Annotated in this window: 27 protein-coding genes; 9 read left to right on the top strand and 18 right to left on the bottom strand. The window is 41.8% G+C overall.

Translation table 11 applies throughout. From position 1 onward, the window contains the following. Nucleotides 1-24 precede the first annotated feature (24 nt). The gene (gene phoU / locus MTTB_RS07490) at nucleotides 25-684 is read left to right on the top strand and encodes a phosphate signaling complex protein PhoU (RefSeq protein ID WP_248564384.1); all 660 of its coding nucleotides are present in this window, start codon (nucleotides 25-27) and stop codon (nucleotides 682-684) included. A 47-nt stretch (nucleotides 685-731) separates the two neighbouring features. Here the strand turns inward: phoU and MTTB_RS07485 are convergent, their stop codons facing one another. The 7 genes from MTTB_RS07485 to porC are packed head-to-tail and all read right to left on the bottom strand — an operon-like array spanning nucleotide 732 to nucleotide 5344. Further along, a complete protein-coding gene (locus MTTB_RS07485; protein WP_248564383.1) occupies nucleotides 732-1568 on the bottom strand; it encodes a fumarate hydratase in 837 nt (278 codons plus the stop codon). 16 nt (nucleotides 1569-1584) lie between these two features. Then, entirely contained in the window at nucleotides 1585-2016 is a 432-nt protein-coding gene (locus MTTB_RS07480; RefSeq protein WP_248564382.1) for a 4Fe-4S dicluster domain-containing protein, read from the bottom strand. A gap of 11 nt (nucleotides 2017-2027) precedes the next feature. Further along, nucleotides 2028-2510, bottom strand: coding sequence for a 4Fe-4S dicluster domain-containing protein (locus tag MTTB_RS07475; protein WP_248564381.1), 483 nt, complete (start codon nucleotides 2508-2510; stop codon nucleotides 2028-2030). Nucleotides 2511-2526: 16 nt separating this feature from the next. Further along, a complete protein-coding gene (porB, locus tag MTTB_RS07470; RefSeq protein ID WP_248564380.1) occupies nucleotides 2527-3393 on the bottom strand; it encodes a pyruvate synthase subunit PorB in 867 nt (288 codons plus the stop codon). Further along, on the bottom strand, nucleotides 3394-4545 hold the full coding sequence (porA, locus tag MTTB_RS07465; protein ID WP_248564379.1) for a pyruvate synthase subunit PorA: 1152 nt from the start codon (nucleotides 4543-4545) through the stop codon (nucleotides 3394-3396). 19 nt (nucleotides 4546-4564) lie between these two features. Beyond that, entirely contained in the window at nucleotides 4565-4807 is a 243-nt protein-coding gene (porD, locus tag MTTB_RS07460) for a pyruvate synthase subunit PorD (protein ID WP_248564378.1), read from the bottom strand. Between the two features lie 6 nt (nucleotides 4808-4813). Continuing rightward, nucleotides 4814-5344: a pyruvate synthase subunit PorC gene (gene porC, locus MTTB_RS07455; RefSeq protein WP_248564377.1), complete on the bottom strand. Its 531-nt coding sequence runs from the start codon at nucleotides 5342-5344 to the stop codon at nucleotides 4814-4816. An 86-nt stretch (nucleotides 5345-5430) separates the two neighbouring features. Between porC and MTTB_RS07450 the strand changes: the two genes are divergently transcribed. The 6 genes from MTTB_RS07450 to MTTB_RS07425 are packed head-to-tail and all read left to right on the top strand — an operon-like array spanning nucleotide 5431 to nucleotide 10109. Continuing rightward, entirely contained in the window at nucleotides 5431-7002 is a 1572-nt protein-coding gene (locus tag MTTB_RS07450) for a dihydropteroate synthase-like protein (protein ID WP_248564376.1), read from the top strand. Nucleotides 7003-7022: 20 nt separating this feature from the next. After that, nucleotides 7023-7964 carry a TIGR00269 family protein gene (locus tag MTTB_RS07445; RefSeq protein ID WP_248564375.1) on the top strand — a complete coding sequence of 314 codons (942 nt, stop codon included), beginning with the start codon at nucleotides 7023-7025 and terminating at the stop codon, nucleotides 7962-7964. Beyond that, on the top strand, nucleotides 7939-8139 hold the full coding sequence (locus MTTB_RS07440; RefSeq protein ID WP_248564374.1) for a MoaD/ThiS family protein: 201 nt from the start codon (nucleotides 7939-7941) through the stop codon (nucleotides 8137-8139). The genes MTTB_RS07445 and MTTB_RS07440 overlap by 26 nt, the downstream gene beginning before the upstream one ends. Before the next feature lie 4 nt (nucleotides 8140-8143). Further along, nucleotides 8144-9007, top strand: a complete 864-nt coding sequence (locus MTTB_RS07435) for a damage-control phosphatase ARMT1 family protein (protein WP_248564373.1) — start codon at nucleotides 8144-8146, stop codon at nucleotides 9005-9007. Nucleotides 9008-9059: 52 nt separating this feature from the next. Continuing rightward, nucleotides 9060-9878 (top strand): DUF1932 domain-containing protein, encoded by an 819-nt coding sequence (locus MTTB_RS07430; RefSeq protein ID WP_282570352.1) that lies wholly within the window; start codon nucleotides 9060-9062, stop codon nucleotides 9876-9878. Nucleotides 9879-9914: 36 nt separating this feature from the next. Then, the gene (locus MTTB_RS07425) at nucleotides 9915-10109 is read left to right on the top strand and encodes a hypothetical protein (protein WP_248564371.1); all 195 of its coding nucleotides are present in this window, start codon (nucleotides 9915-9917) and stop codon (nucleotides 10107-10109) included. 1 nt (nucleotide 10110) lies between these two features. Here the strand turns inward: MTTB_RS07425 and MTTB_RS07420 are convergent, their stop codons facing one another. The 5 genes from MTTB_RS07420 to MTTB_RS07400 form a co-directional block, all read right to left on the bottom strand. Further along, complete coding sequence (locus tag MTTB_RS07420) at nucleotides 10111-11397, bottom strand: adenylyltransferase/cytidyltransferase family protein (RefSeq protein ID WP_248564370.1); 1287 nt, start codon at nucleotides 11395-11397, stop codon at nucleotides 10111-10113. Between the two features lie 456 nt (nucleotides 11398-11853). Further along, nucleotides 11854-12924, bottom strand: a complete 1071-nt coding sequence (locus tag MTTB_RS07415) for an archaeosine biosynthesis radical SAM protein RaSEA (RefSeq protein ID WP_248564369.1) — start codon at nucleotides 12922-12924, stop codon at nucleotides 11854-11856. A 161-nt stretch (nucleotides 12925-13085) separates the two neighbouring features. Beyond that, the gene (gene mer, locus MTTB_RS07410) at nucleotides 13086-14048 is read right to left on the bottom strand and encodes a 5,10-methylenetetrahydromethanopterin reductase (RefSeq protein ID WP_248564368.1); all 963 of its coding nucleotides are present in this window, start codon (nucleotides 14046-14048) and stop codon (nucleotides 13086-13088) included. Between the two features lie 358 nt (nucleotides 14049-14406). Beyond that, nucleotides 14407-15441: a type II secretion system F family protein gene (locus MTTB_RS07405; protein WP_248564367.1), complete on the bottom strand. Its 1035-nt coding sequence runs from the start codon at nucleotides 15439-15441 to the stop codon at nucleotides 14407-14409. Nucleotides 15442-15473: 32 nt separating this feature from the next. Further along, nucleotides 15474-17036, bottom strand: coding sequence for a TadA family conjugal transfer-associated ATPase (locus tag MTTB_RS07400; RefSeq protein WP_248564366.1), 1563 nt, complete (start codon nucleotides 17034-17036; stop codon nucleotides 15474-15476). Between the two features lie 152 nt (nucleotides 17037-17188). Between MTTB_RS07400 and MTTB_RS07395 the strand changes: the two genes are divergently transcribed. Beyond that, nucleotides 17189-18037 (top strand): hypothetical protein, encoded by an 849-nt coding sequence (locus MTTB_RS07395; protein WP_248564365.1) that lies wholly within the window; start codon nucleotides 17189-17191, stop codon nucleotides 18035-18037. Here the strand turns inward: MTTB_RS07395 and MTTB_RS08385 are convergent. The 6 genes from MTTB_RS08385 to pth2 all read right to left on the bottom strand — a co-directional run bounded on the left by MTTB_RS08385 (nucleotide 18034) and on the right by pth2 (nucleotide 20978). Further along, nucleotides 18034-18651: a tripartite tricarboxylate transporter permease gene (locus MTTB_RS08385; RefSeq protein ID WP_282570351.1), complete on the bottom strand. Its 618-nt coding sequence runs from the start codon at nucleotides 18649-18651 to the stop codon at nucleotides 18034-18036. The genes MTTB_RS07395 and MTTB_RS08385 overlap by 4 nt on opposite strands. Next, entirely contained in the window at nucleotides 18623-19264 is a 642-nt protein-coding gene (locus tag MTTB_RS08380; RefSeq protein ID WP_282570350.1) for a tripartite tricarboxylate transporter permease, read from the bottom strand. Before MTTB_RS08380 ends, MTTB_RS08385 begins: the two co-directional genes overlap by 29 nt. Nucleotides 19265-19271: 7 nt before the next feature. After that, entirely contained in the window at nucleotides 19272-19541 is a 270-nt protein-coding gene (locus MTTB_RS07385; protein ID WP_248564364.1) for an elongation factor 1-beta, read from the bottom strand. A gap of 212 nt (nucleotides 19542-19753) precedes the next feature. Beyond that, on the bottom strand, nucleotides 19754-19915 hold the full coding sequence (locus MTTB_RS07380; RefSeq protein WP_248564363.1) for a zinc finger domain-containing protein: 162 nt from the start codon (nucleotides 19913-19915) through the stop codon (nucleotides 19754-19756). Next, on the bottom strand, nucleotides 19903-20562 hold the full coding sequence (locus MTTB_RS07375; RefSeq protein WP_248564362.1) for an amino acid kinase family protein: 660 nt from the start codon (nucleotides 20560-20562) through the stop codon (nucleotides 19903-19905). Before MTTB_RS07375 ends, MTTB_RS07380 begins: the two co-directional genes overlap by 13 nt. A gap of 77 nt (nucleotides 20563-20639) precedes the next feature. Then, nucleotides 20640-20978 carry an aminoacyl-tRNA hydrolase gene (gene pth2 / locus MTTB_RS07370; protein WP_248564361.1) on the bottom strand — a complete coding sequence of 113 codons (339 nt, stop codon included), beginning with the start codon at nucleotides 20976-20978 and terminating at the stop codon, nucleotides 20640-20642. Nucleotides 20979-21348: 370 nt separating this feature from the next. Here pth2 and MTTB_RS07365 point away from each other — a divergent pair, with 370 nt between their 5' ends. Further along, a complete protein-coding gene (locus MTTB_RS07365; protein WP_112093830.1) occupies nucleotides 21349-21558 on the top strand; it encodes a histone family protein in 210 nt (69 codons plus the stop codon). Nucleotides 21559-21660: the final 102 nt, after the last annotated feature.

Raw genomic sequence — 21660 nt, 5'->3', positions numbered from 1 at the left:
TTTCGGGTTTCTAGGAGGAATATTATGGAGAAAAAATATCCAAGAATACTCTTCAGGAAAAGGTTAAAAGATTTGAGAAAAGATGTGGAAAAGATAGCCCAGAAAACCCTTGAAACACATAAAAAGTCTACAAACCTTTTATTTGATTTCGACGAAAAGAGGAAGGAAGAGGTGGTATCAGCCAGTAAAGAGATAGATGACATGGTCTTCAACCTTGAAAGGAAATGCATAAGTTTAATAGCCGCTGAACAGCCAGTTGCGAAGGATCTGAGGTTTATAGAAGCTTGTATAAAAGTTGGAAGCCACCTTAAAAGAATAGGATACCTTGCAGCTGATATAGCAGAATATTCCGAGAATATAAAAGATGAGGAGATACCCAAAAAACCATTAGAAGATCTCATGCACATGGCAGATTTTGTCCAGATGATGCTCTCTAAGGGAATATATTCATTCCTTGATCAAAACATAGAAATGGCAAAGGAACTCAGGCACGATGATGATAAAGTGGATGACCTATTTGACCAGACACTAGAACATGTGACCGTTAGCATGTTCAAAGATAAAGAAGCAATAAATTATCTTGTAAACCTATTATTCATAGCAAGATTCCTTGAGAGAGTGGCTGACAGGGCTGTGAGCATAGCTGACAGGACAATATTCATGATAACCTGTGAAAAACCATAAAATTGTGAAAGTCCCAGTGTTGGGGGAGGCTATTAGCTTCCCTCCTTTCATTTTAGGATGGCGGTGGCATGTCTTGAAGCCCAACATTGTATGCAGACTCCGATGGGTAGTCCTGCAGTATGGGTGTGGGCAGTTTCTATCTTAACGTCTAATGCGGTTGTTTTACCACCAAGTCCCATTGGACCTATACCAGTCCTATTTATTTCTTGGAGTATGCTCTCTTCTAGTTCTGCTATTTTCTTGTTTTTGTTTCGTTCTCCAATTTTTTTAAGTAAAGCTTTTTTGGCAAGTTTTAATGCGAGATCTGAAGATCCGCCCACGCCCACTCCTACTATTATGGGTGGACATGGTTTACCACCCGCCCTGATCACGGTTTCGATCACGAAATCCTTAACTCCTTCAAGGCCTTCACTGGGGAGTCCCATTCTTAGCCTGTTATTATTCTCTGAACCAAAACCCTTTGGCATGACTGTTATTTCAAGAAAATCAGTATCTGCTAATTCCAGGTCTATCTGTGGGATCATTTTGCCGGTGTTATCCCCGGTATTCTCCCTTGAGATGGGGTCCACGACATTGGGCCTTAATGGGACTTGGGAGGTTGCCTTTCTAATCCCTTCTCTGATCCCCTCATAGAGTTTTTCAACTTTAACATTACCCATTTTCACGAATACTATGGGAAGTCCTGTATCTTGGCATATTGGTATCTTTTTTTCTTTGGCTATTTTGATATTCTCTAGGATGGCATTTAAGTTTAATAGTGCTATTTCATCTTCTTCTTCTTGGAGGGCTTTTTTGAGGGCTGATTCAACATCCGATGGTAATCTTGTAGTGGCTTTTTTGAAAAGTTGGCATACTGTTTCCTCGATCTTTTTTTGGCTGATCATGGGATCCTCCCAGCGCCTATAATTGGATTAGGTCCTTGATCTTTTTAAGTTCGGTTGCTAGTTTATCCCTTTTAGTGGATACTAGATCCTCTGAACTTTCTATTAGAGCTCCTGTGGGGCAGGCTGAGATACAGAGTGGTTTATCATAGTCTATGCATAGGTCGCATTTGTGTGGGGTTCCATGTTCGTCTATGTAAATTGCGCCTATGGGGCAGGCGTCACGGCATAAACCGCAGCCTACACATTTTTCTTCATCGATTATGATGGCTCCTTCTTTTTCTGTTATAGCATCCTCTGGGCAGATGTTAAGGCAGGGGGCTTTTTCTGGGGCGCAGTGCATGCAAAAGATTGGCATGCCATTTAATAGGCGTATGGCATTCCTTGGACATATTCTTTCACATTTTACGCATTCATCACATAATTCTGGGCTTAAGATCAACTCTCGCAATTGTAGCCCCCCTATTTTAGTTTCTCCTCAGCTTTTTTGGTTTTTGAGACTAGATTTATGATGTCGAGTTTTGGTTTCGCGGTTCCTGCCATCTTTGCTATGTGTTTTTCCTGTTTTTCGAGTTTTAGTTTTTCAGCGTCTACTATGGAAAGAGCTCTCTTGGAGCAGGCTTTTATGCAAGCTGGTGTGTCTATTTTGGGGCATTGGTTGCATTTTTGGGCTTTTCTCTCTGATAGTACTATGGCCCCGAATGGGCATACTATCATGCAGAGTCCGCAGCCTATACACCTTTCTGGGTCTATGGTTTCATTGATTGCTTCGGTGGGGCAGATTGCCTTGCAGGGCGCATCTTCGCATTGTTGACATATGATGGGATAGTATGTGCCGTTTATTTCACGTATCATTATCCTAGGCGCTCCATAGAGTTTTTCGCAGGCTTCTTCGCAGTCTCTGCAACCGTCACATAGTTCTGGTTGGCTTAGGATTTTCTTCAACTTTTTATCCTCCAAATTATATTCTGAGCTCTGCACATATCTTGTCTATATACTCTTGTATTTTGGCTTTTTCTTTCTCTTTTAAGTGTTTGAATCTTCTCTGGACCTCTAGGTATTCTGTGACTGGCTTCCGTTGGATTGGCCTATATGTGATCTTGAATTCTCCCTCTTCTATCTCGTATAATAGCCAGGCGCCTGTTTCTACTGCTAGTCTCCCTATTTCTATTGTCTTTGATGGGTCGAATCCCCATCCTGTTGTGCATGGTTGGTGTAGGTGTATGTATGCTGGTCCTTCTGTTTCCTTGGCTTTTTTAACTTTTTTCATGAAATCTTCGGGGTATGATATTGATGCTGTTGCCACGTAGGGTACTCCATGGGCTGCCATGATGAATGGCATGTTCTTTTTTGGCCTGTCTTCGCCGAAGCTCTTTTTACCGGGGGGTGATGTTGTGGTTGATGCGCCGTAGGGTGTTGCTCCGCTTCTTTGTATTCCTGTGTTCATGTATGCTTCGTTATCGTAACAGATGTAGATGATGTTATGCCCCCTTTCCATGGCCCCTGAGAGGGCTTGCATGCCTATGTCTGCTGTTCCACCGTCACCTGCGAATGCTACCACGTTTATGTCCTTTTTGCCCTTGGCTTTCAGGGCTCTTTCTATGCCTGAGGCAACTGCAGCCGCATTTTCAAATGCTACGTGTATCCAGGGTATTTCCCATGCTGTCTCGGGGTAGGGTGTTGTGATAACTTCTAGGCAGCCGGTTGCTGAAACTGCTATTGTATTTTTGCCTAGGACTTTTAGTGCTAATCTTACGCCTAGGGTTGCGCCGCAGCCTGCGCAGCCACGGTGGCCTGGGGCGAGGAGTTCTTCTTTAGGGATTTCCATCTAGGATTCCTCCTTTAATCCGATCCATGTGATGTCCTTTTCTGGTTTTTCTGTTTTTTCTACAATCTCTTTGATATTTTGGGGTGTTATGTCGCGTCCTCCTAATCCTAGGATGAAGTTGTAGATTTCTTTGTCGTGTATTTTCGCCATCATATCTGTGTAGAGGGCTCCCCCCATGCTAAATGTGATGTTTTTATCAAGGACTGCTATTTTGTCAGCGTCTTTTATTGCATTGTAGATTTCTTTATCTGGGAATGGCCTGTATACTCTTACTTTGAGTAGGCCGACTTTTTTACCTTCTTTTCTGAATTCATCGACTAGTTCTTTTAGGGTGCTGCAGAGTGATCCCATTGCCACGAGCACGATTTCAGCATCTTCGCATTTGTATTCTTCAACGAAGTTGTATTTGCGGTTGAATGTTTCATTGAATTCTTTGTTGACTTTTTCTATGATTTTTTTGGAGTTTTGTGTGGCTTCTTCGATTTGGTATCTTGCTTCCATGTAGTAGTTTGGGTCTGTGAATGTTCCGAGGGACATTGGATTTTCTGGGTCTAGTATGGCATGTTCTGGTTTATATTCTGGTAGGAAGTTGTCTACTTCTTCTTCTGGGAGTATTTCAACTGGTTCTACTGTGTGTGTTAGTATGAACCCGTCTAGGCAGACCATGCTGGGTAGGAGTACTTTTTTGTTTTCTGACACTTTATAGGATATGAGCATGGAATCGAAGGCTTCTTGCGCGCTTTCAACGTATACTTGTATCCAGCCTGAGTCTCTTTCTGCTATGGAGTCTTGGTGGTCGTTCCATATGCTTAGGGGGGCTGATAGTGATCTGTTGGCGTTGGCCATTACGATGGGGTTTCTGAGGCCTGCTGCTGCGAAGAGCATTTCGTGCATTAGTGCTAGTCCTTGGGATGATGTTGCTGTGAATACTCTTACACCTGTTGCTGATGCTCCTATGCATGCGCTCATGGCGCTGTGTTCTGATTCTACTCGTATGTATTCTGCTTCTAGTTCGCCGTTGGCTACGAATTGTGCCAGGTACTCTGATATGGATGTTTGTGGCGTTATTGGATAGACTGGTATTACTTGTGGTTTGGCGAGTTTCACGGCTTCTGCGACTGCCCGATTTGTTGATATTATCTTTAGTGTCATTTTTCCCACTCCAGTCTTTTTATCTTTCCCTTTCCATTTTTATCGCTTTTACGGGGCATTCTTCTGCGCATATCCCGCATCCTTTACAGTAATCGTAATCTATCTCATATTCGGGGTTTATGCATGCGTCTGGACAGAATAGTATGCAGTTGTCGCATTCTATACACTTTTCCTTGTCTAGGATTGGTTTGAAGGTTCTCCAGCTGCCTGTTTTGTTTCTGCGGGTGCTTCCGGGTTCTTTTACGGTGGCTCCTATTTCCATTTACATTCACCCTTTCAACTTCTCATAGGCTTTTTTAGCAGCCTCTGCGTTCTTTTCCCCGATTTTGCCGGGGAATGTTTCCTTGATTATTTTTATGATGGCGTCTATTGTCACTTCTCCTGTTGCACCTGCGAATGCTCCGAGCATTGTCGTGTTTACAATTGGTCGGCCCAGGATTTCTAATGCTATGCCTGTAGCGTCTATTGTATACTTTTTGGCTCCTGGAGGTGTTTGGGGTTGTTCCCTTGTGTTTATTATGACTGCGCCATTGGTTTTTAGTCCTGCGAATACGTCAACGACTTCTAGGAGGCCGTCATCTAGTACAACAACATAATCAGGGTTGTAAATTTGATGTCTTCTTCGTATGGGTTTTTCATCTAGTCTTGTGAAGGCCATGACGGGGGCGCCTCTTCTTTCCACGCCAAAGAATGGAAAGGCCTGTGAGTACTTTCCATCCTCGAACGCGGCTTTTGCGAGGATTTCTGCTGCTGTGACGGCACCTTGTCCGCCGCGTCCATGAAATCGGATTTCGATCATGGTCTACCTCCAATTTTTCATTGTTAATCATTATAAAATTTTAGTATATATACATGATGGTCAAATTTAAATCAGAGGGGGATAAAATGAAAGTACTTATAATCACAGGAAAACTCGCAGGAGAACTCGTAATAAAAGCCTCATCCACTAAAAAACATGATGTACATGTCCATATCGCGGACATACTCATAGCAGCCTTTCTAACCCCCCGCCGGATAATAAATGAAATAAAAAAACTAGATGATTCCATCATCTCAGACCTAGACCTCATACTTATACCAGGCCTAATACCCAGGGATGCTAGTATAATAACAAAAGAGACAGGAATCCCAGCCTATAAGGGACCCACAGACGCGGCAGATCTCCCAATAGTACTTGATCTATTAGATAGGCTGAAACTATCACCCAAGAAAGCCGCTGACAGACTAATAGAAGAAGAACAGCGGAAAAGGGCCCTTAAGTTTATAAAGGATTTTGAAGAGGATGAAAAAAAACGTGAAAAACTATTAAAAAAAGAGGAAAACATCCTTGTAGGAGAACTCCCAGTTGGAAGAGACTTCCCCATGAGAGTCCTGGCAGAAGTTGCAAAGGCACCATTCCTAAAAAAAGAACAATTAGTAAAACAGGTCAACTACCTCATGAAAAGCGGAGCCGACATAATAGACATCAGGACAATACCAGGCGAAGACTTATCAAAACAGATACCAGAAATAATAAGAACAGTGAAAAGGGTGGCTGGTAACCTACCAGTGAGTATCGACACTCTAAACCCTGATGAGATAGAAGTAGCTGTTAAAGCCGGCGCAGATCTGGTTCTAAGTCTCGATCATGGAAACTACAAGGAAGTATTACCCCTGCTAGAAGAAAAAAACATACCAGCAGTTATACTACCAACAGATTATAACCGAGGTTGGATACCTGAAACGGCCGAGGAAAAGGTAAAATCCCTAGAATCCCTAAAGAGAAAATGTAAGAGTATAGATGTTATCCCGGATCCCATCTTGGATCCTGTCAACAGTAAAAGTATTGTAGATTCAATAAAAGCCTGCAGAGAATACACATCAAGAAACCCGGAGCCAATATTTTTTGGCGCGGGAAATGTCGCGGAACTCATAGATGTAGACTCAACAGGGGTGAACGCCCTGCTAGCAGGCATGGGCATGGAATTAGGCGCGGGCATCCTCTTCACGCCAGAAGTAAGCGGTAAAAACAAGGGCAGCGCATATGAACTCGCAGTAGCATCACGCATGATGTTCCTTGCAAAAAATAGAAAATCAATCCCCAAAAACCTAGGCATAGACCTCATACTCTTCAAGGACAAGAGAAAGCATGAAAAGGTAAAAGAAAAAATAGAAGTCCCCATCATCGAAGCACAAGGCGGGATCGAATTCATACAAGACAAGGCAGGAAGTTTCAAGATACTAGTAGAAGATGATAAAATAAAAGTGATACACTACAAAAACATGGAACCACAGATTGCCCTAGTATCAGATAATGCCAAGAAACTTTACGAGGAGATCATAAAAAAGAACCTTGTAACCCGCCTAGAACATGCCGCATACCTCGGAGCCGAATTACAAAAAGCCGAAATAGCACTCGTCACAGGAAAAGACTACAGACAGGACCTTGAACTCTTCCGGAAACCATTCAAACTATAACTATTCTAGGGAGCAGAATAATGTTATGTACAAAATGTGGCTCAGAAAATGTTATCATCCACAGAAAATACTCGGGACAACACCTATGCAAAGAATGCTTCATTAAAACACTCCAAAGGAAAGTCCTCAAGGACATAAAAAAATACAAACTAATAAAAAAAGACGATAGAGTACTAGTCGCCCTTTCAGGTGGAAAGGACAGTACAACAGTACTAGATATACTATCAATCCTTTCAGAGAGGAACATAATAGAACTCGAGGCAATAACAGTCAACGAAGGCATAGGAGACTACCGAGAAAAGGGGATAGAATACGCGTCAAAAACTTGTAGAGAACTTGGAATACCACAACACATATTCTCATTCAAAAAACACTTCAAGATAACAATAGACGAGATAATGGCATTAAACCCCTCAAGGAAAGCATGCACATACTGTGGAGTGCTCAGAAGATGGATACTCAACAAGGAAGCCAAAAAACTCGGAGCAGATAAGATAGCAACCGGACACAACCTTGACGATGAAGTCCAGGCAATAGTAATGAATTACCTAGAAGGGAACATAGAAAACCTCACAAGGATAGGCCCCGCAACCTATTCACAAAAATTTGTAACCAAGATCAAACCACTCAGAGAAATCCCAGAAGAAGAAGTTACAGCATATGTAATGGCGAAGGGCCTGAACGTCCACCTGGAGGAATGTCCATACCGGAAAACTTCCTTCAGGAAAAAAATAGGCACAATCCTAACAGGATTAAGAAAGGATCATCCCACCATCTTATATTCTACTTTGAGGGGTCATGAAAAAATCAGAAAGGCTTTGGAAAAAGAGCTTAAGGAGGAGTCCATATTAAGAGAGTGTGTGAGGTGTGGTCAGCCATCCACTAGAGACTTATGCAGGGCTTGCACTCTCCTTGGGGAGATAGGGAGGTTACAAGATGAAATTCACTCTCATAATAGATGATGAGAAAAAGGCAATGAAGATCAAGGAAAAATTAACCATTAAGGATGTTCTTAAAGATTTCGACATCCCCCTAGAAGCTGTTGTGGTTAAAAAGAATGGTGAAATAGTAGTTGAAGAGGAACAGGTGGATGATGGCGATATTATAGAGGTTATCAGGGTAATATATGGTGGATAGTATCATGAGAGTATACTATGAATGTGCTCCATGTTTTCTCAGACAAGCAAGAGAAGCATTGGATCTTGCGACAGATGATGAGAAACTAAAATTCAAAATAATGAAAAGGATAATAAGTTTACTCGATTCCACGTTTAAGGAAGGGGCGGTATCCAATGAGATAGGCACTAGTATCCATAGACTCATCAAAAAGATGACGGGGAACAGGGACCCTTATGCTAGTGAAAAGAGAAGATGTAACAAGATCGCTCAGGATTTTCTGCCAATTGCCAGGAAGTTCCTAGAAGATAATGAAAACCTTGAAGATTTCGTGAAGGTGGCGATAACAGGTAACATAATAGACTTCGGAGCCCTTGGACTCGAATTCGACCATGAAAAAGTGGTTGTAGAATCCCTCAACTCCCCCTTGGAGGTGAACCATACTAGAATCCTCGAAGAGGATCTGAAAAAATCCAGTAGGGTACTCTATCTCGCGGATAATACTGGTGAGATCATATTCGACAAGTTACTCATAGAGAAACTCTTGGATTATGATGTGAGTGTTACAGTCGCTGTTAAAGATGAGCCTATTCTCAATGATGCTTGCGTAGAGGATGCTTTAGAAGCGGGACTCAATAAAATCGCGGATATTGTTACAACTGGAACAGATTCAGTGGGTGTAATCTACCATGAATTTTCAGATGAATTCAGGAAAATATTTGACAATTCCCAAGTTATAATAGCCAAGGGCCTTGGCAATTATGAGGGCCTAACAGAAGCTCCACTTGACAAAAAACCAGTATTTTGCCTATTAAATGCCAAGTGCACGGCCATAGCGAAGGATATTGGAGTTAGGGTAGGATCTAATGTGATGATAAAAATTAATTAGTAACCACCCCCCATGTTGTTGGGGGGCTTGTGGGAGGTTTGATATTATTAAGGTGGGTTTTATAGGTTTTGGGGAAGTGGCATCTACCATGGCCTTGAAACTTTTAGATGGGGGAGTTGAAGTTTTAACCGCTACAAGGGGGAGGAGTGAACGTACGAGGAGATTGGCACATGATCTGGGGGTTACTGAATGTGATGATATTGTGGATGTTTCTAGAAGATCTGATATGGTGATCTCTGCGGTCACCCCTGGGGTGGCTGTGAAGGTCGCCAGGGAAGTTGGTGATCATGTTAGGGGGGTTTATGTTGATGTAAATAATATTGCGCCTTCTACTGTGAAAAAAGCCCTCAGTTATATAATGAATGGTAAGGTGGTTGATGCTGCTATCATGGGACGTATAAGTAGGGATTTGGGGGTTAAAATTTTAGCATCAGGGGATTATGCCCATGAATTTGCCAGGTTAAATGATTATGGGTTTAATATAGAGGTTAGGGGTGTGGAGGTTGGTGATGCTTCTGCACTTAAAATGTTGAGGAGTTCTTATACGAAGGGTGTCTCAGCACTTTTATGGGAGACTCTCTTAGCAGCGTATCGGATGGGCCTTGATGGGGATTTGTTGGAAATACTTGAGGAGACGGAGGGTGCGGGTTTTAGGGAGCGTGCAATTTCAAGGGTTATAAGTTCGGCTTATCATTCACAGAGGAGATATGAGGAGATGAAGGATGTTGAATCATTTTTATCTGAAAATATAACCCCTATAATGTTAAAGTGCACGTCTAAAACCTTTAAAAGGATAATCAGGGGATTGGATGATATTGGGATGGTATTTGAAGATTATGGTAGGATTTTTGATCATGTAAAAGGTTTATAATTGTTGATGGAATAAAATAGTAGTAAGGTGATTTAGTTGGGAGAAGATATTATAGATGATTGTAGGGAGAATCTTAAAAAACTCATTGGTAAAAGGATCCTTGATGTTGAATTCAAATTTTATGATGATGAGTGCTGGAGGATCCACCTGGATACTGATGATGGCAGTTTTGTCATGACATTTTGTAAATCTTGGACGTGTCCTATAGTAGAGCACAGAGGAAAGAAATAGCTCATCCGATACTTATTTTGACCCTGAAGCTCTCATTTTCTTTGATGAGCTTACCATTGAATGGTATGAAATGTGAATCTATGATTAACCGGAGATAGGTTGCCATCTCACCTGGGAGGATTAATGGACTTTTAATTTTCATCCCATCCTTTATCTGGCAGGAGATAATGTCATTCTCCTTTACATATATTTTGGCTTCTGTTCCTTCTTTTAATTTTCCGATTTCAGACCTTTTTAAACTTATCCCAGCCTTGAAGGATTTTAAGGGCCCATTCAGGGGCCTGGGGCGTTCTAGGAACTTTTCATGGGCTTCTCTTGAAGTGTAACCTTTTTTCACGCTCTTTGATATGAACCAGGCCCTTTGGATTATCCTCTCCCTTTTTTGATCTGGTGGTATCCATCCTTTTTTCTCATAGTATCCTATGAGATTATAGACCTCTCTCCTTGTTACATTCATTTCCATTGAACTTAAAGCTAGTCTTGTAAGTACTGGACCATACCCGGCCCTTCTGAAGGTTGCCCATATCTGGTTTTCTGTATTGTATGGTCTCCATTTGATGATGGAGTTTATGAGGTCGGCGTTAAGATAGGCTATATATTGGAGGTCTGCCCGTGAAAGCTTGTTCATCTTATCCTTTATTAAATTAAAGTTCCTTTTGCCTGGGGCTTTCTTATCTTTCAGTTCTTTTTCGAGGATTTTTATAGTGGTTTCTGGTAGAAGTTTGGCCACGTCTTCGGTTATTTTCAGGTTATTTTCTATTATTTTTTTCCTTATTTCTCTTCCTGAAATTTTTGAACCGTTTTCTGTAAGTTCTGGGATTATGTGAAATTTCATTTTCCGGTTGTATTTTTTCTGGAAGAATTCGTTGACTGCGAACCATCTGATAACGTTCCTATTCGGAAGTTTTCTTGGTATTCCACTGAATATGCCTCTTTTGACGAAATATTCTGCTTCCTTTTTTATGATTTTTGGGAGTACGTTAGCAGCATCCACGTAATCTGTAACACCGTCTTCTATCATCATAGCTATCCTTATAGGTACGGTGTATGCTAGTGTTAGCCTGTAGTGCAGGCCTTCAATTGGTATAACTTTATCGGCTCCTGCTTCAAGGGCCATTTTTTCACGAGCTTCATATGACGCGAAGAATGGGGCGTGGTTGGCGCTATAATCCTTGTTAAGGTATATGACGAGCTTGCTTCCAGTTTTTTCCGCTATTTCGCGTCCTTTTTCTATAAGTTTCATGTGTCCTTTATGTAGTGGGTCGAAGTCTGCGCTTATTCCGATCATAGGATCTCCCCCTTGTGAATTAGCACACCCCCTAAGTGGGGGGGTGCTTCCCGGCGCCTGGAATAGGTTTTACCTTTTAATTTTAGCCGCTGGCTCTGGAGGTTAAGCACCCCATCCTATGGTCTTTATTGCTAAAATTGTTCATCTGTCCACGTTTTTTTGGGAGGTATCCTGTGTGACTTTCTAATTTTTTTATCTAGGAGCGGGCAAGAAGACCCCCCAATTTGGGGGGATCTTCCCTGGTAGGATGGGGGGGTTTGACTAACGGGTAGGGAAGATTATAGCATTGGAATTTGGGTTGTGCCCTTGATTTTCAAGATGGTTCATGTCCTGTGTGGGGTGCTGGTGGGGGGAACGGGTATAAAAATCTTGTTCTGGAGGTTGGAAGCCTTATACGATAGGATGGGCTAGTTTGTTGACTTTTTGTGATTTTTCTTTTAGTGTGTGGGGGGTTGATTATCCATAGGTTTGGTATTTGATGTTATTTGTTGATCTTGTGAAGTCTCCGAGTTCTTTTTCGGCAACCCATCTATTGTAGCAGTTGCATTTTATTGGTGGTATGGTTTTTTGGGTTAGGTTGGATTCTATGATTAATTTTTTAAGTTTCAGGTTACATTTTTTGCAGCTGTAGGGGCCTCTTGGTGTGCCGACTCCTGAAGTGTCCATTATTGTTGGTATTTTAAGGTTTTTTCGTGTGTTGTTTATGATTTCGATGAGGCTCCATATCCATGGGGGTTTGTATGAGCTTCTTTTCCAAAGTTCTTCCATTACTGTGCCTTTGTGTATGGTTGATGGGCAGAATGATATTCTGTCGACGCCTACCTTTTCCGCGTAGACTGCGGAGTCTATGGCATCTTGGATAGCTTCTTTTTCACTTGTTAAAATGGGTTTTATAAAGATATAAGCCTTTGATTTTATATTGAAATCCCCTTTCAAGCTTTTTATGCATCTTATGGCTCTTTTGAAGTCTTCTTTCGTGAAGCCCTTGTTTATCTTGTATTTGCGTGTGTAATCGTCTGCTGTTTCAAGTCCTATGCTGACTTCTAGTATTTTGTTTGGTGCTTGTTTGCAACATTCAATGAGTATCTTCTTGTTTACGTATTCTGGCCGGGATTCTGTTATTATCTCTTCTATTTTGTCTATCTTATTGAGGTATTCTAGTATGAATTTCCTTGATTCTTCTGGGAATTCTTCTGGGTTTAGGAAGCTGCCTGAGATGAATATTTTGACTGCGGTTTTCTCTTTTATCCTATACTGGGATATTAGATCTTTGAATATCTTGTTTAATTTTTCGGCTTTGATGTCTTCGAGGAGTGAATCTGAAAGGTAGCTGCACATGGTGCAACCGCCACTTTTGGATAGTGCCCATGAGCATCCCCTGGTTGGGAGTATCATGAAGATGGCTTTGCCTTTTCCAGAGTAGAGCAGATCTTCTTGGCACCAGCTAGTTGCTAATTCTTCTGGTGTTTTTCTTCTAATCCTTTTAATGGCTTTTTTCCTTGTTTTCAGCGCTAACTCTCTCATCATATTTATTCCTAGAAAAAGAAAGGTTATTATTGGGTATGTTCTTTTATTATTTAATATTCTATTGGAAAAAGGAAAGTAAAAAAAAAAAAAAAAAAAAAAAAAAAAAAAAAAAAAAAATAGAGAGAGTATAAAAAATTTTGGTGGTGAATTTTAGCTTTTTTTTAGAAGCTTTCTATGATGTCCCCTACGAGTTTTATGGATTTTTTCATGTCTGGTCCTATTGGTGAACCGACAACATATTGTGTTACGCCCATTTCACCGAGGGCTTCTATTTTAGGCACGAGGTCATCGGGTGTGCCTACAATTGCGAATGCTTCCATTAATGCGTCGTCTACTGCTGCTATTGCACCGCCAAAGTCTCCTTTGGCTATGAGGTCGCCGAATTTCTGTTGTGTGTCAGCTGGTAGGCCATGTCTTTCGAGTACGAATGGTGGTGATCCTGCGGCTATGAATGCGACCACTATCTTAGCGGCGTTTGCTGCTTTTTCAGGGTCTTCATCTACTGAGGTGCAGGTGTATGCGGCGACGTCGATTTCATCAATGCTTCTGCCTGCGGCTTCTGCCCCTTCTTTTATGTTTGGAACAGCTGCTTCGAAGTCTTTTGGGTTTGAAGCATTAATTAGCACACCATCTGCCACTTCACCGGCGGTTTTGAGCATCATTGGACCCTGGGCACCCATATATACTGGGATTTTCTCCTGCACGGGCTTGTAATCTAATTTTGCGCCTGTGTCAAGTGCTTCTCCGGCTGTTAGGGTTCTTACTATGGATATTGCCTCTTTTATTCTTGATATTGGTTTTTCCCATGCGATGCCTAATTTGTCGAATGTGGCCTTGTCACCGGGTCCGATACCGAGGTTTGCTCTTCCATTTGAGATTTCATCTAGGGTTGCTATGGCTGAGGCTGTTATTGCTGGGTTCCTAACATAGGGGTTTGTTATACCTGGACCTATTCTGATGGTCTCGGTTTCTTTAGCAAGTAAGGCGAGGACCTGATATACATATCTGTTGTTGTAGTGGTCTGTTATCCAAGCGTATTGAAAGCCGACATCCTCTGCCAATTTAACGACTTCAACTACCTCGTCTATTGGCATGCTTGGGACGATTTCGATACCAAATTTCATAGATATCACCTTTGGGGTTATTGCATTTGGGGGATTTTCCCATCCCCTTTGTGGGTTTTTTTGTTTCCCTTCCTGATATAGCAGATAGTTAGGGATGTTATTCATCCCTTAGCAACTTTTTGGGAGTTTATACTCCCAGATTTTTTCTGCTTTTCCCCACCCACCTCTCCTGCTACTCCCCCCAGATATTGGGGAAATGTGCAGCAACTAATATATGAGTTTATTTGCAAAATAGAAATAATTTATGATTTAAAGGTAATCGAAAGTTTTAAATATTATTAGCTGAAGTGTCCCCATATTTTAGAGTATATGGGTGCCTTTTCATCATATGGGGGGAGTAGAATCCTATTAGGGGATATTATAATTTTGGTTCGAGTCTTTTTACCATGAAGGCCATGAATCCTACTATCATTGGGAATAATAACAGGTATAATAATAATATTGCGATTGGGGGTAAAACTGACCCTTCCATGATTGTGGCGGCTGCAAGTAACATTACGAGGAATATTACCGGTCCGAGGATGGCGATGAACATGTATATCATGGTGAATGAGTTAAGCTTCTGGGAATAATCTCTGAGTTTCATTCTCATCTCATAGGCTATATCCTCTGCTATAATATTAAGGGTCTTGGCTAGGTCACCTCCACTTTCAAGCGTCCTTGTAATCTGATAGACAGCCCTATCCAGGCCTTCAGAGTCCACCCGGTTACACATTTCCCGTAGGGCATTCTCAGTACTTTCACCATACTTTATCTCTTCAAGTGTCCTTGCGAATTCTTCAGATAACGCTCCATACCCTGAAAGCGCCACTGAGCGCATGGTGTCGTGGAGTCCTAGTCCTGCTCTAAGTTCTGTTGCCATCTGCCTTAAAGCGAATGGTAGTTGGCGTGATGCTTCACTGGATTTTCTACCCTTTTGCAATTTTGGTGCGACTGTTAGAATTACTGATAGGGAAGTTACTGCGAACATTAGTATTAGACCGATATCTAGGCCGAGGCCTAGTGTGATTGTTATCAGTAGTAATATGAGGCCTGAAACGGTTCCAAGCATTAGCAGTATCTTGGGGTCGAACTTCTTTTCCTCTTCTTTTAATAATTCTTCGAGTGAAGCTTCCGTATACTTTTTTTCGCTTTCTTTTTTCTCCTCTTCTCGGCGTTTGTCGGCTTCTATAAGTTCTTTAAATACTTCCACTTCTTCGGGGGTCATCCTCATCCGTTCCATTATCATTGAGGTGCTTCTACGTTTTATGGTCTCCCTGAAATCGCGTCTACCTGTGAATAGTGGTCTGATGCTGGCTAGTTTCGCTGCTGGGGCCTTAACTCCCTCTTCCACTTTTTTGCTCGTGTCTATTGTTATGCTGCCGAGTTTTTCAAAAATTTTTTTTAAAACCATTTTAGACGCCCCCGATTGTGTGGGGTTTCTCCTTAGAGTACTTTCTCTAGGATCTTTTCAGGATCCTTATAATATCCGTGTATATATTTGGCCACTTCATCTATGGATCTTATATTCTCTTCAGCCATGTATTCTAGGACTAGTCTTCTTCTTTCGATTTCTTCTTCTATTTCAGTTATGCTCATGCCTCGTAGTTCTGCTATTTCTCTCAGGGTTTGGCTTGCTATGCCCACGTATTCGACCTTGTCTGTGACGTTATCCCATTCGAATATCCTGTTTAATTGGACTCTATCCTCTTCCATCCCCACGACCTCGGCCACTTCGGTTATGCGCCTTATTGAGCGACCAGATGAACTGTACATTCTATTCTGCATTATTATGAAGTCCAATGCGGGTATCATAATACTTGGGACGTTCATGGGCCTGTTTGCGAGTCTGGTGATGGTTTCTTGCGCAGTGTTTGAGTGTAATGTTCCGAACCCTGAATGGCCGGTGTTTAAGGCTGTGAATAATGTTATGGCTTCGGGGCCCCTTACTTCTCCTACTATTATCCTGTCTGGTCTTTGTCGGAGGGAGTTTTTGACGAGGGTGTCCATGTCGATTTCGCCTTTTCCTTCTATGTTTGGCGGTCTTGTTTCCAGTCTTAGGATGTGGGGGTGTGGGAGTTGGAGTTCTAGGGTGTCCTCGATAGTGATGACCCTCTCACGGGGTGGTATGAAGGCCGCTATTGTATTCAGGGTTGTTGTTTTACCTGAACTTGTTCCCCCTGCGATTATTGCATTGCATGGTTTGACTCCAAGGCCATCGGTACATACCCAGAGGAATGCTGCGAGATATGATGATAATGTTTTGAAGTTGATGAGGTCTATGATGGTGTAGGGGTCTTTTCTGAATTTACGTACGGTTAGGGTTGGTCCATCTGGTGATACTGAGGGTATGGTTGCATTGACTCTTGAACCGTCGGGTAATCTTGCATCTAGGATTGGTGTTTGTTGGTCTATGCGTCGGCCTACTTGTCTTGCGATTAGGTCAATTAGGGCTTTAATATCCTCGGCATCATCGAAGATGAGGTTTGTTATCATCATGCCCTTGTCTCTGTGGTAGACGAAAACGGGCTTTTTCACGCCGATTATCATTATCTCTTCAAGGTTATCGTCTCTTATTAGGGGGTCTATTTCGCCATAACCTAGCATTTCTTGGACGATTTGCTTGGCGAGTCTGTCAATGTTTCGAATCCCCTTCACCCTGAGGAAGTCTTTAATCTCTTTCATGAGGGTTTTTTTGTCGATTTGGAACTCGCCGCCGGCGGTTACAGCAGCTTCCACGACCTTTGCCCTTATTTCATTTATAAGTTCCCTTTCTTTTTCGGAGAATTCTGGGAGGGAAACCTTGTAGAGGGGGATTAGTTCTTCTTCTATGATTTCGACTTCTTTAACATCTGCTCTTTTAGGTTTTGAAAGTTTTCTCTGGATTATTTTATCGATGTCGAGGGTGCTCTCCTTTTCTGATTTAACATTTCCATTTTCTGCTTCGAAGCTGTCATCAGCGAATTCTCCCAGGATTTCTCTTAAGATCTCCTTCCTTTTATCTTTCATGAGAATCACTTTTTAATATGATGAGTATCATATTTAAATTTTATATGGGGTTAAAGTGTGAATGTGGGGGGGAGTGCATACTAGATAGGAGATCTTTGTTAGAAAAGATCAAGGGTTTTTATAATGGATGTAAGGATTGTTATGACTTCCATTTGGACAAGAGGATCCCCCTCGAGGATCAGGTAGACCTAGAGGCTGTTGATAGGGACTGGGGTAAATGTGGGTGTGGTAAAAGGCACCTTGACACTACAATGGGGCATATACTGGTTATAATGGTCGAGGAGGGTCTATTAGATAAAGGATCAACTTTGAGAAGTGTTGGCACGCCACTTATGAGCATAGGTTATCCTCTTTCAAGACCACCATTCTTATTACCCAAGTCTCTAATATTATTATCAGAGAGGTTGGATAAGAGAACCGCTAAACGCATAATCAGGGAGGTACCAGAAGTTAAAGGGGTTATAAAGGGGGATCCTAGGATGACAGTGGGTATCCTCGATTCAGAACATGAACCTGTCGTATATGAGAGATTAGCTGGATGCGATATGCGCTGTGATATTATAAAAACCCGGATAGGAGCCTTGTGTATTTATAAGAGACAGAGTAGAATACACATAGAATCTCCAGGGTCTTCGTATTTGAAGTTGATGAGCCTCTATAATATCCTGAAGAAATTTAAGGGTTCATTTAAGGTTATAGATGCGACATGTGGACCGGGGACCCTAGGATTGTTCGCGCTCTTTGCAGGAGCCAGTAAAGTAATATTTAATGATATATGGAGTGATGGCCTGGAAATGACCCTTATAAACTTGGAAGTGAACTGGCTTAAAGGGGGTAAGCAGGAGGATTTCGAGGTATATAATGAGGATATAAGGGATCTGCCAGGGCTCATTGATGAAGAATATGATCTTTGTATTGTTGATCCGTTCCCGGGTGTTAATGTTTCTCCTTTTGTTGAAGCTTCTAGGAGACTTGCCAGGGAGGTAATTCTTATCCGTTAGAGGTAGATGGCTAGGGCCGGTATTATGAAAACCCCCATGAGATGGGATTTACTAACGCCTACATGGTGGGGTATGAGGCCAAGGGCTATGGAAGTTACATAGGCTAGTAAAATGAAATGTAATGGTGCATTTTCTAACAGTGAAAATGTTATCACGAGGAGGCTTATAAAGTATATTAAGAATTTTGTGAGCTTATTATAGTCCACGTATTGGAGATGATCGATCAGGTGATCCCCTATTTTTATGCATAGGATAAATGATATGGTTGCTGATACTATACCTGTGAAGCTGAAGAATATGAGATGGTTTAAATTGAAATTTTCTATTATCTTTGAGATGTATACTGCTATTCCACTGCGGGCATTTCCTATAAGGTAAATGGTCATGAGGGAAAAGAGAGTATCTGATGTGTTCAAGGCGCTTAGGGATGTTAAAAGATTCTCCACCCGATCATCGTCCCCGCCGCTGATCTCCTGGGCTAATATGCTGCCTTGTGCCGGTCCAAAACCTGGGAGAAACCCTAGTAGGGCTCCGGCGATCCCACCCCCGAAAACTCCCCTCAGGTGTCTTGTGTTGATTTTTATTTCATTTACTGGGTAGGATTGAATTTTCACCTAGACTGTGAAGTAGTGTGCTGACACCAAAAAGGCCGCTGAAAGTACACAAGAGTGAAATGTTGGGTGAGAGTGGAGTGTTTAGCATGATCCATCCCATAATCCCGGATAGGATGAATATTATCAGGGACCATGTGATGGTCTCTAGGTTCCTGTTCAAACTTATTATAAGATAGATTGACATTATGAGGAGTAATAGTCCTATATATGGCTTTAGGAGTTCATTTGCTGGGGGGAAGAGAACTAGGAATAGTGGTATGGATAATACTGTAAATATTATACCCCCAAGGCCGCCGATGGTTGTTAATCTTATAGCCTTTTTACCCCATCCCTCCAGGACCATCCTATGGCCTGGTAGTATGGATAATGCTGTTGCTTCGTCTGGGACGCCCACTAGCATGGATGGTATGAATTCTAGGAGTGCGTGGGTTATGGACATTGAGAGGAGGAAAACGGCTAAGGATTCTGGGGGAAAAAATTTGAGGAGTATGGGTGTGGCGGTGAAGGTGAGGGCGCCTATAGTGTTAACATGGATGCCTGGTATGATACCTGTTATGGTGCCGCATAGTATCCCTAGAATACAGGTGAGGATGAGATCAAGAATCTCAACCACCCTTTGTTTAAATTAAACGTCGCAGGTCGGTTACTTCTATGTTACTTATACCTTCAATTTCTGATAATTTTTTTTCAACCTTCTCTGTCCCCCCAGCCGCATCATCTACGATAACCATCACATTGAGGGCTATGAGACCGAATGCGACGGGTTCCTCTTCTATCTTATATAATTCAGCGTCTTTTGGTATTGATGATTGAATTTTAGCCTTTAGTTTTGACATGTCCACATCGGGACTTTCTGGCATTAGTTTTATGGTAGCGAGAACTTCTCCCATTATTATCTCCCTCCGATTTTAATAATATTTGATCCATTATTATTATTTATATGTTGGTTGCAGGGCCACCCTCCTGGAATGTGGGAGGGTAGATTTTTTTCTTGGATTTTCCATGCGCTAGATCCCCTGGGGGGTGACCTAGGAGTCACCCTAGGGTACTGGAATATTTTAGAATCTCTTATAAGGATTAGGGGGAGAAAGTAGGAGGATTTTTATGGGCCTTCGAATCCGCATTTACATTTGTATGGGTGGCCGAAGGTTCGGCATTTTTCGCATCTGTATATGGTTTCTTCGCAGAATGGGCATTCGAATTTCACATAACTTTCAACTAGGGGTATTTCTTGTCTGCAAGATGTGCATCTTATCTTTGCCAAGTTTGGTCACCTCTTATCCTTGTATATGTTGTTTCAGTGGATTTTATGATGGAAAGGATCCTCTGGGGATGTTTTCCATTTGCTACGTAACAATCAGATTTGTATTTTAGTAGGAGTTTTGGTAGTTCTTCATCCACTGCGGTTTCGCCAAAAGTTAGTAACTTTTTAGCGCTTATTTCATTTATAAGTTTAGCTTCACTTTTAGTGGGGTGTGTTGTATATATACCATCTACGTTTGTTGCTATTAATAGGTTTGCATGTATGAGCTTTGATATATAAAATGCGATGGAGTCTGATGTTACTTTCCATGAATGTTTGAGGGGATCTAGATAATGTAGGATCCTTGATGGTAGGAGTACTGGTATTTTACCATCTTTTATTATTTTTTTAGCCCCTTTTATGGTGTGGGTTGTCTTGGCTCCTTTTACAAGGTCTGCGAGGAGTATGCCCATTATGTCCATGGATAGTATGGCGGCTTCATGGCTTGCGATGTCTGAAAATCCGAGCTCATGATCGTATTCTCTTATTTTATCTGCGAGTTCCCCGCCCCCTGCTATGATGATGATGTTTTCGCCTAGGAGATTTTTTAATAGTTTTCTCGCATTGTGGGGAAATAGGCTTCCCCCTATTTTCACGATCCATTTCATTGTCTGTCCTCCATGGTATTTATGTTGTGATGAAAAAATTAGGGGTCTAGTGGTTATTCTCTTGTTTTTTCGTGGGCTTATAATAGTTTTAGGTGCTTTGTTATCTTATCTATTTTTTCATCGTCGTCTGGGCCTATGCCAAGGGCTGTTATTGTACCTGGGGGTAGTTGTGTGTGTCCTGCGTCCCGTACGAGGTAGTGGGGGATTTTTGTTTTTTTCAGCGCCTCGTATATTTCCATGAGCTCTTCTAGGTTTTCCACTTTCAAGATTATCTTCTTTGAACCTTCATTTTCCCATTTTTTCACTTTTTCTGGGGTTGTTCTCTTGTATGATTCTATGGATGCGTGGCAGGCTTGAGCCGCGATTTTACCTTTCCCCATTTTAAGGTCTGTGCGGATTATAATGACTTGTTTCATCTAAGATTTTCACTCTCCCTAATTTTTTTGTTATATTATATGATGGTGTGTATGATATTTTTTTGTGTGAAATCTTCATGGGATTATAGGGGTAAATTTTTTTCAAATTTCTGGGATGTTAGTCACAAAGATGGCTGAAGGGAGGATAAATTTAACTTTATCCGCGGGGAAGCCCCCCTATGGGGGGGTGAAAGCCGAAAAATATATAAGCTATGTGAAAATAGATTATGGCTATACGGGGCTGGGACGGTCCTTTGTGCCTGTGGAGATGAGACCTCTACTGGTGGAGTATGCCGGTGAGTCTTATCGTTGAAGCAGGAAACTCCACCCGATAGGGTGTGGTAGTTCAGGATAAAATTGAGGTGATATTATGGGTGAATTGCCAATAGCACCAGTTGGGAGAATTATAAAGAATGCCGGTGCGCAGAGAATAAGTGATGATGCGAGGGAGGCACTAGCAAAGGCCCTGGAGGAAATAGGCGAAGAGGTGGCGGCAGCAGCTGTTAAACTCGCAAAACATGCTGGTAGAAAAACCGTTAAGGCAGAGGACATAGATTTGGCGTTTAAAAAATTGTACTAGTTTTTCTAATTTTATTTCTCCCTTTATTTTTAAAGTAGATGAAATTTTTAGGGGAAATTCAAGGGGGAAACTTTGATAATAACTGTTTTACTTATTAGGTTA

This window comes from Methanothermobacter tenebrarum, assembly GCF_023167465.1.
Taxonomy (GTDB): domain Archaea; phylum Methanobacteriota; class Methanobacteria; order Methanobacteriales; family DSM-23052; genus Methanothermobacter_A; species Methanothermobacter_A tenebrarum.
Note: the sequence above shows the minus strand (reverse complement) of the source record. Positions and strands in the feature narration are given on the sequence as shown.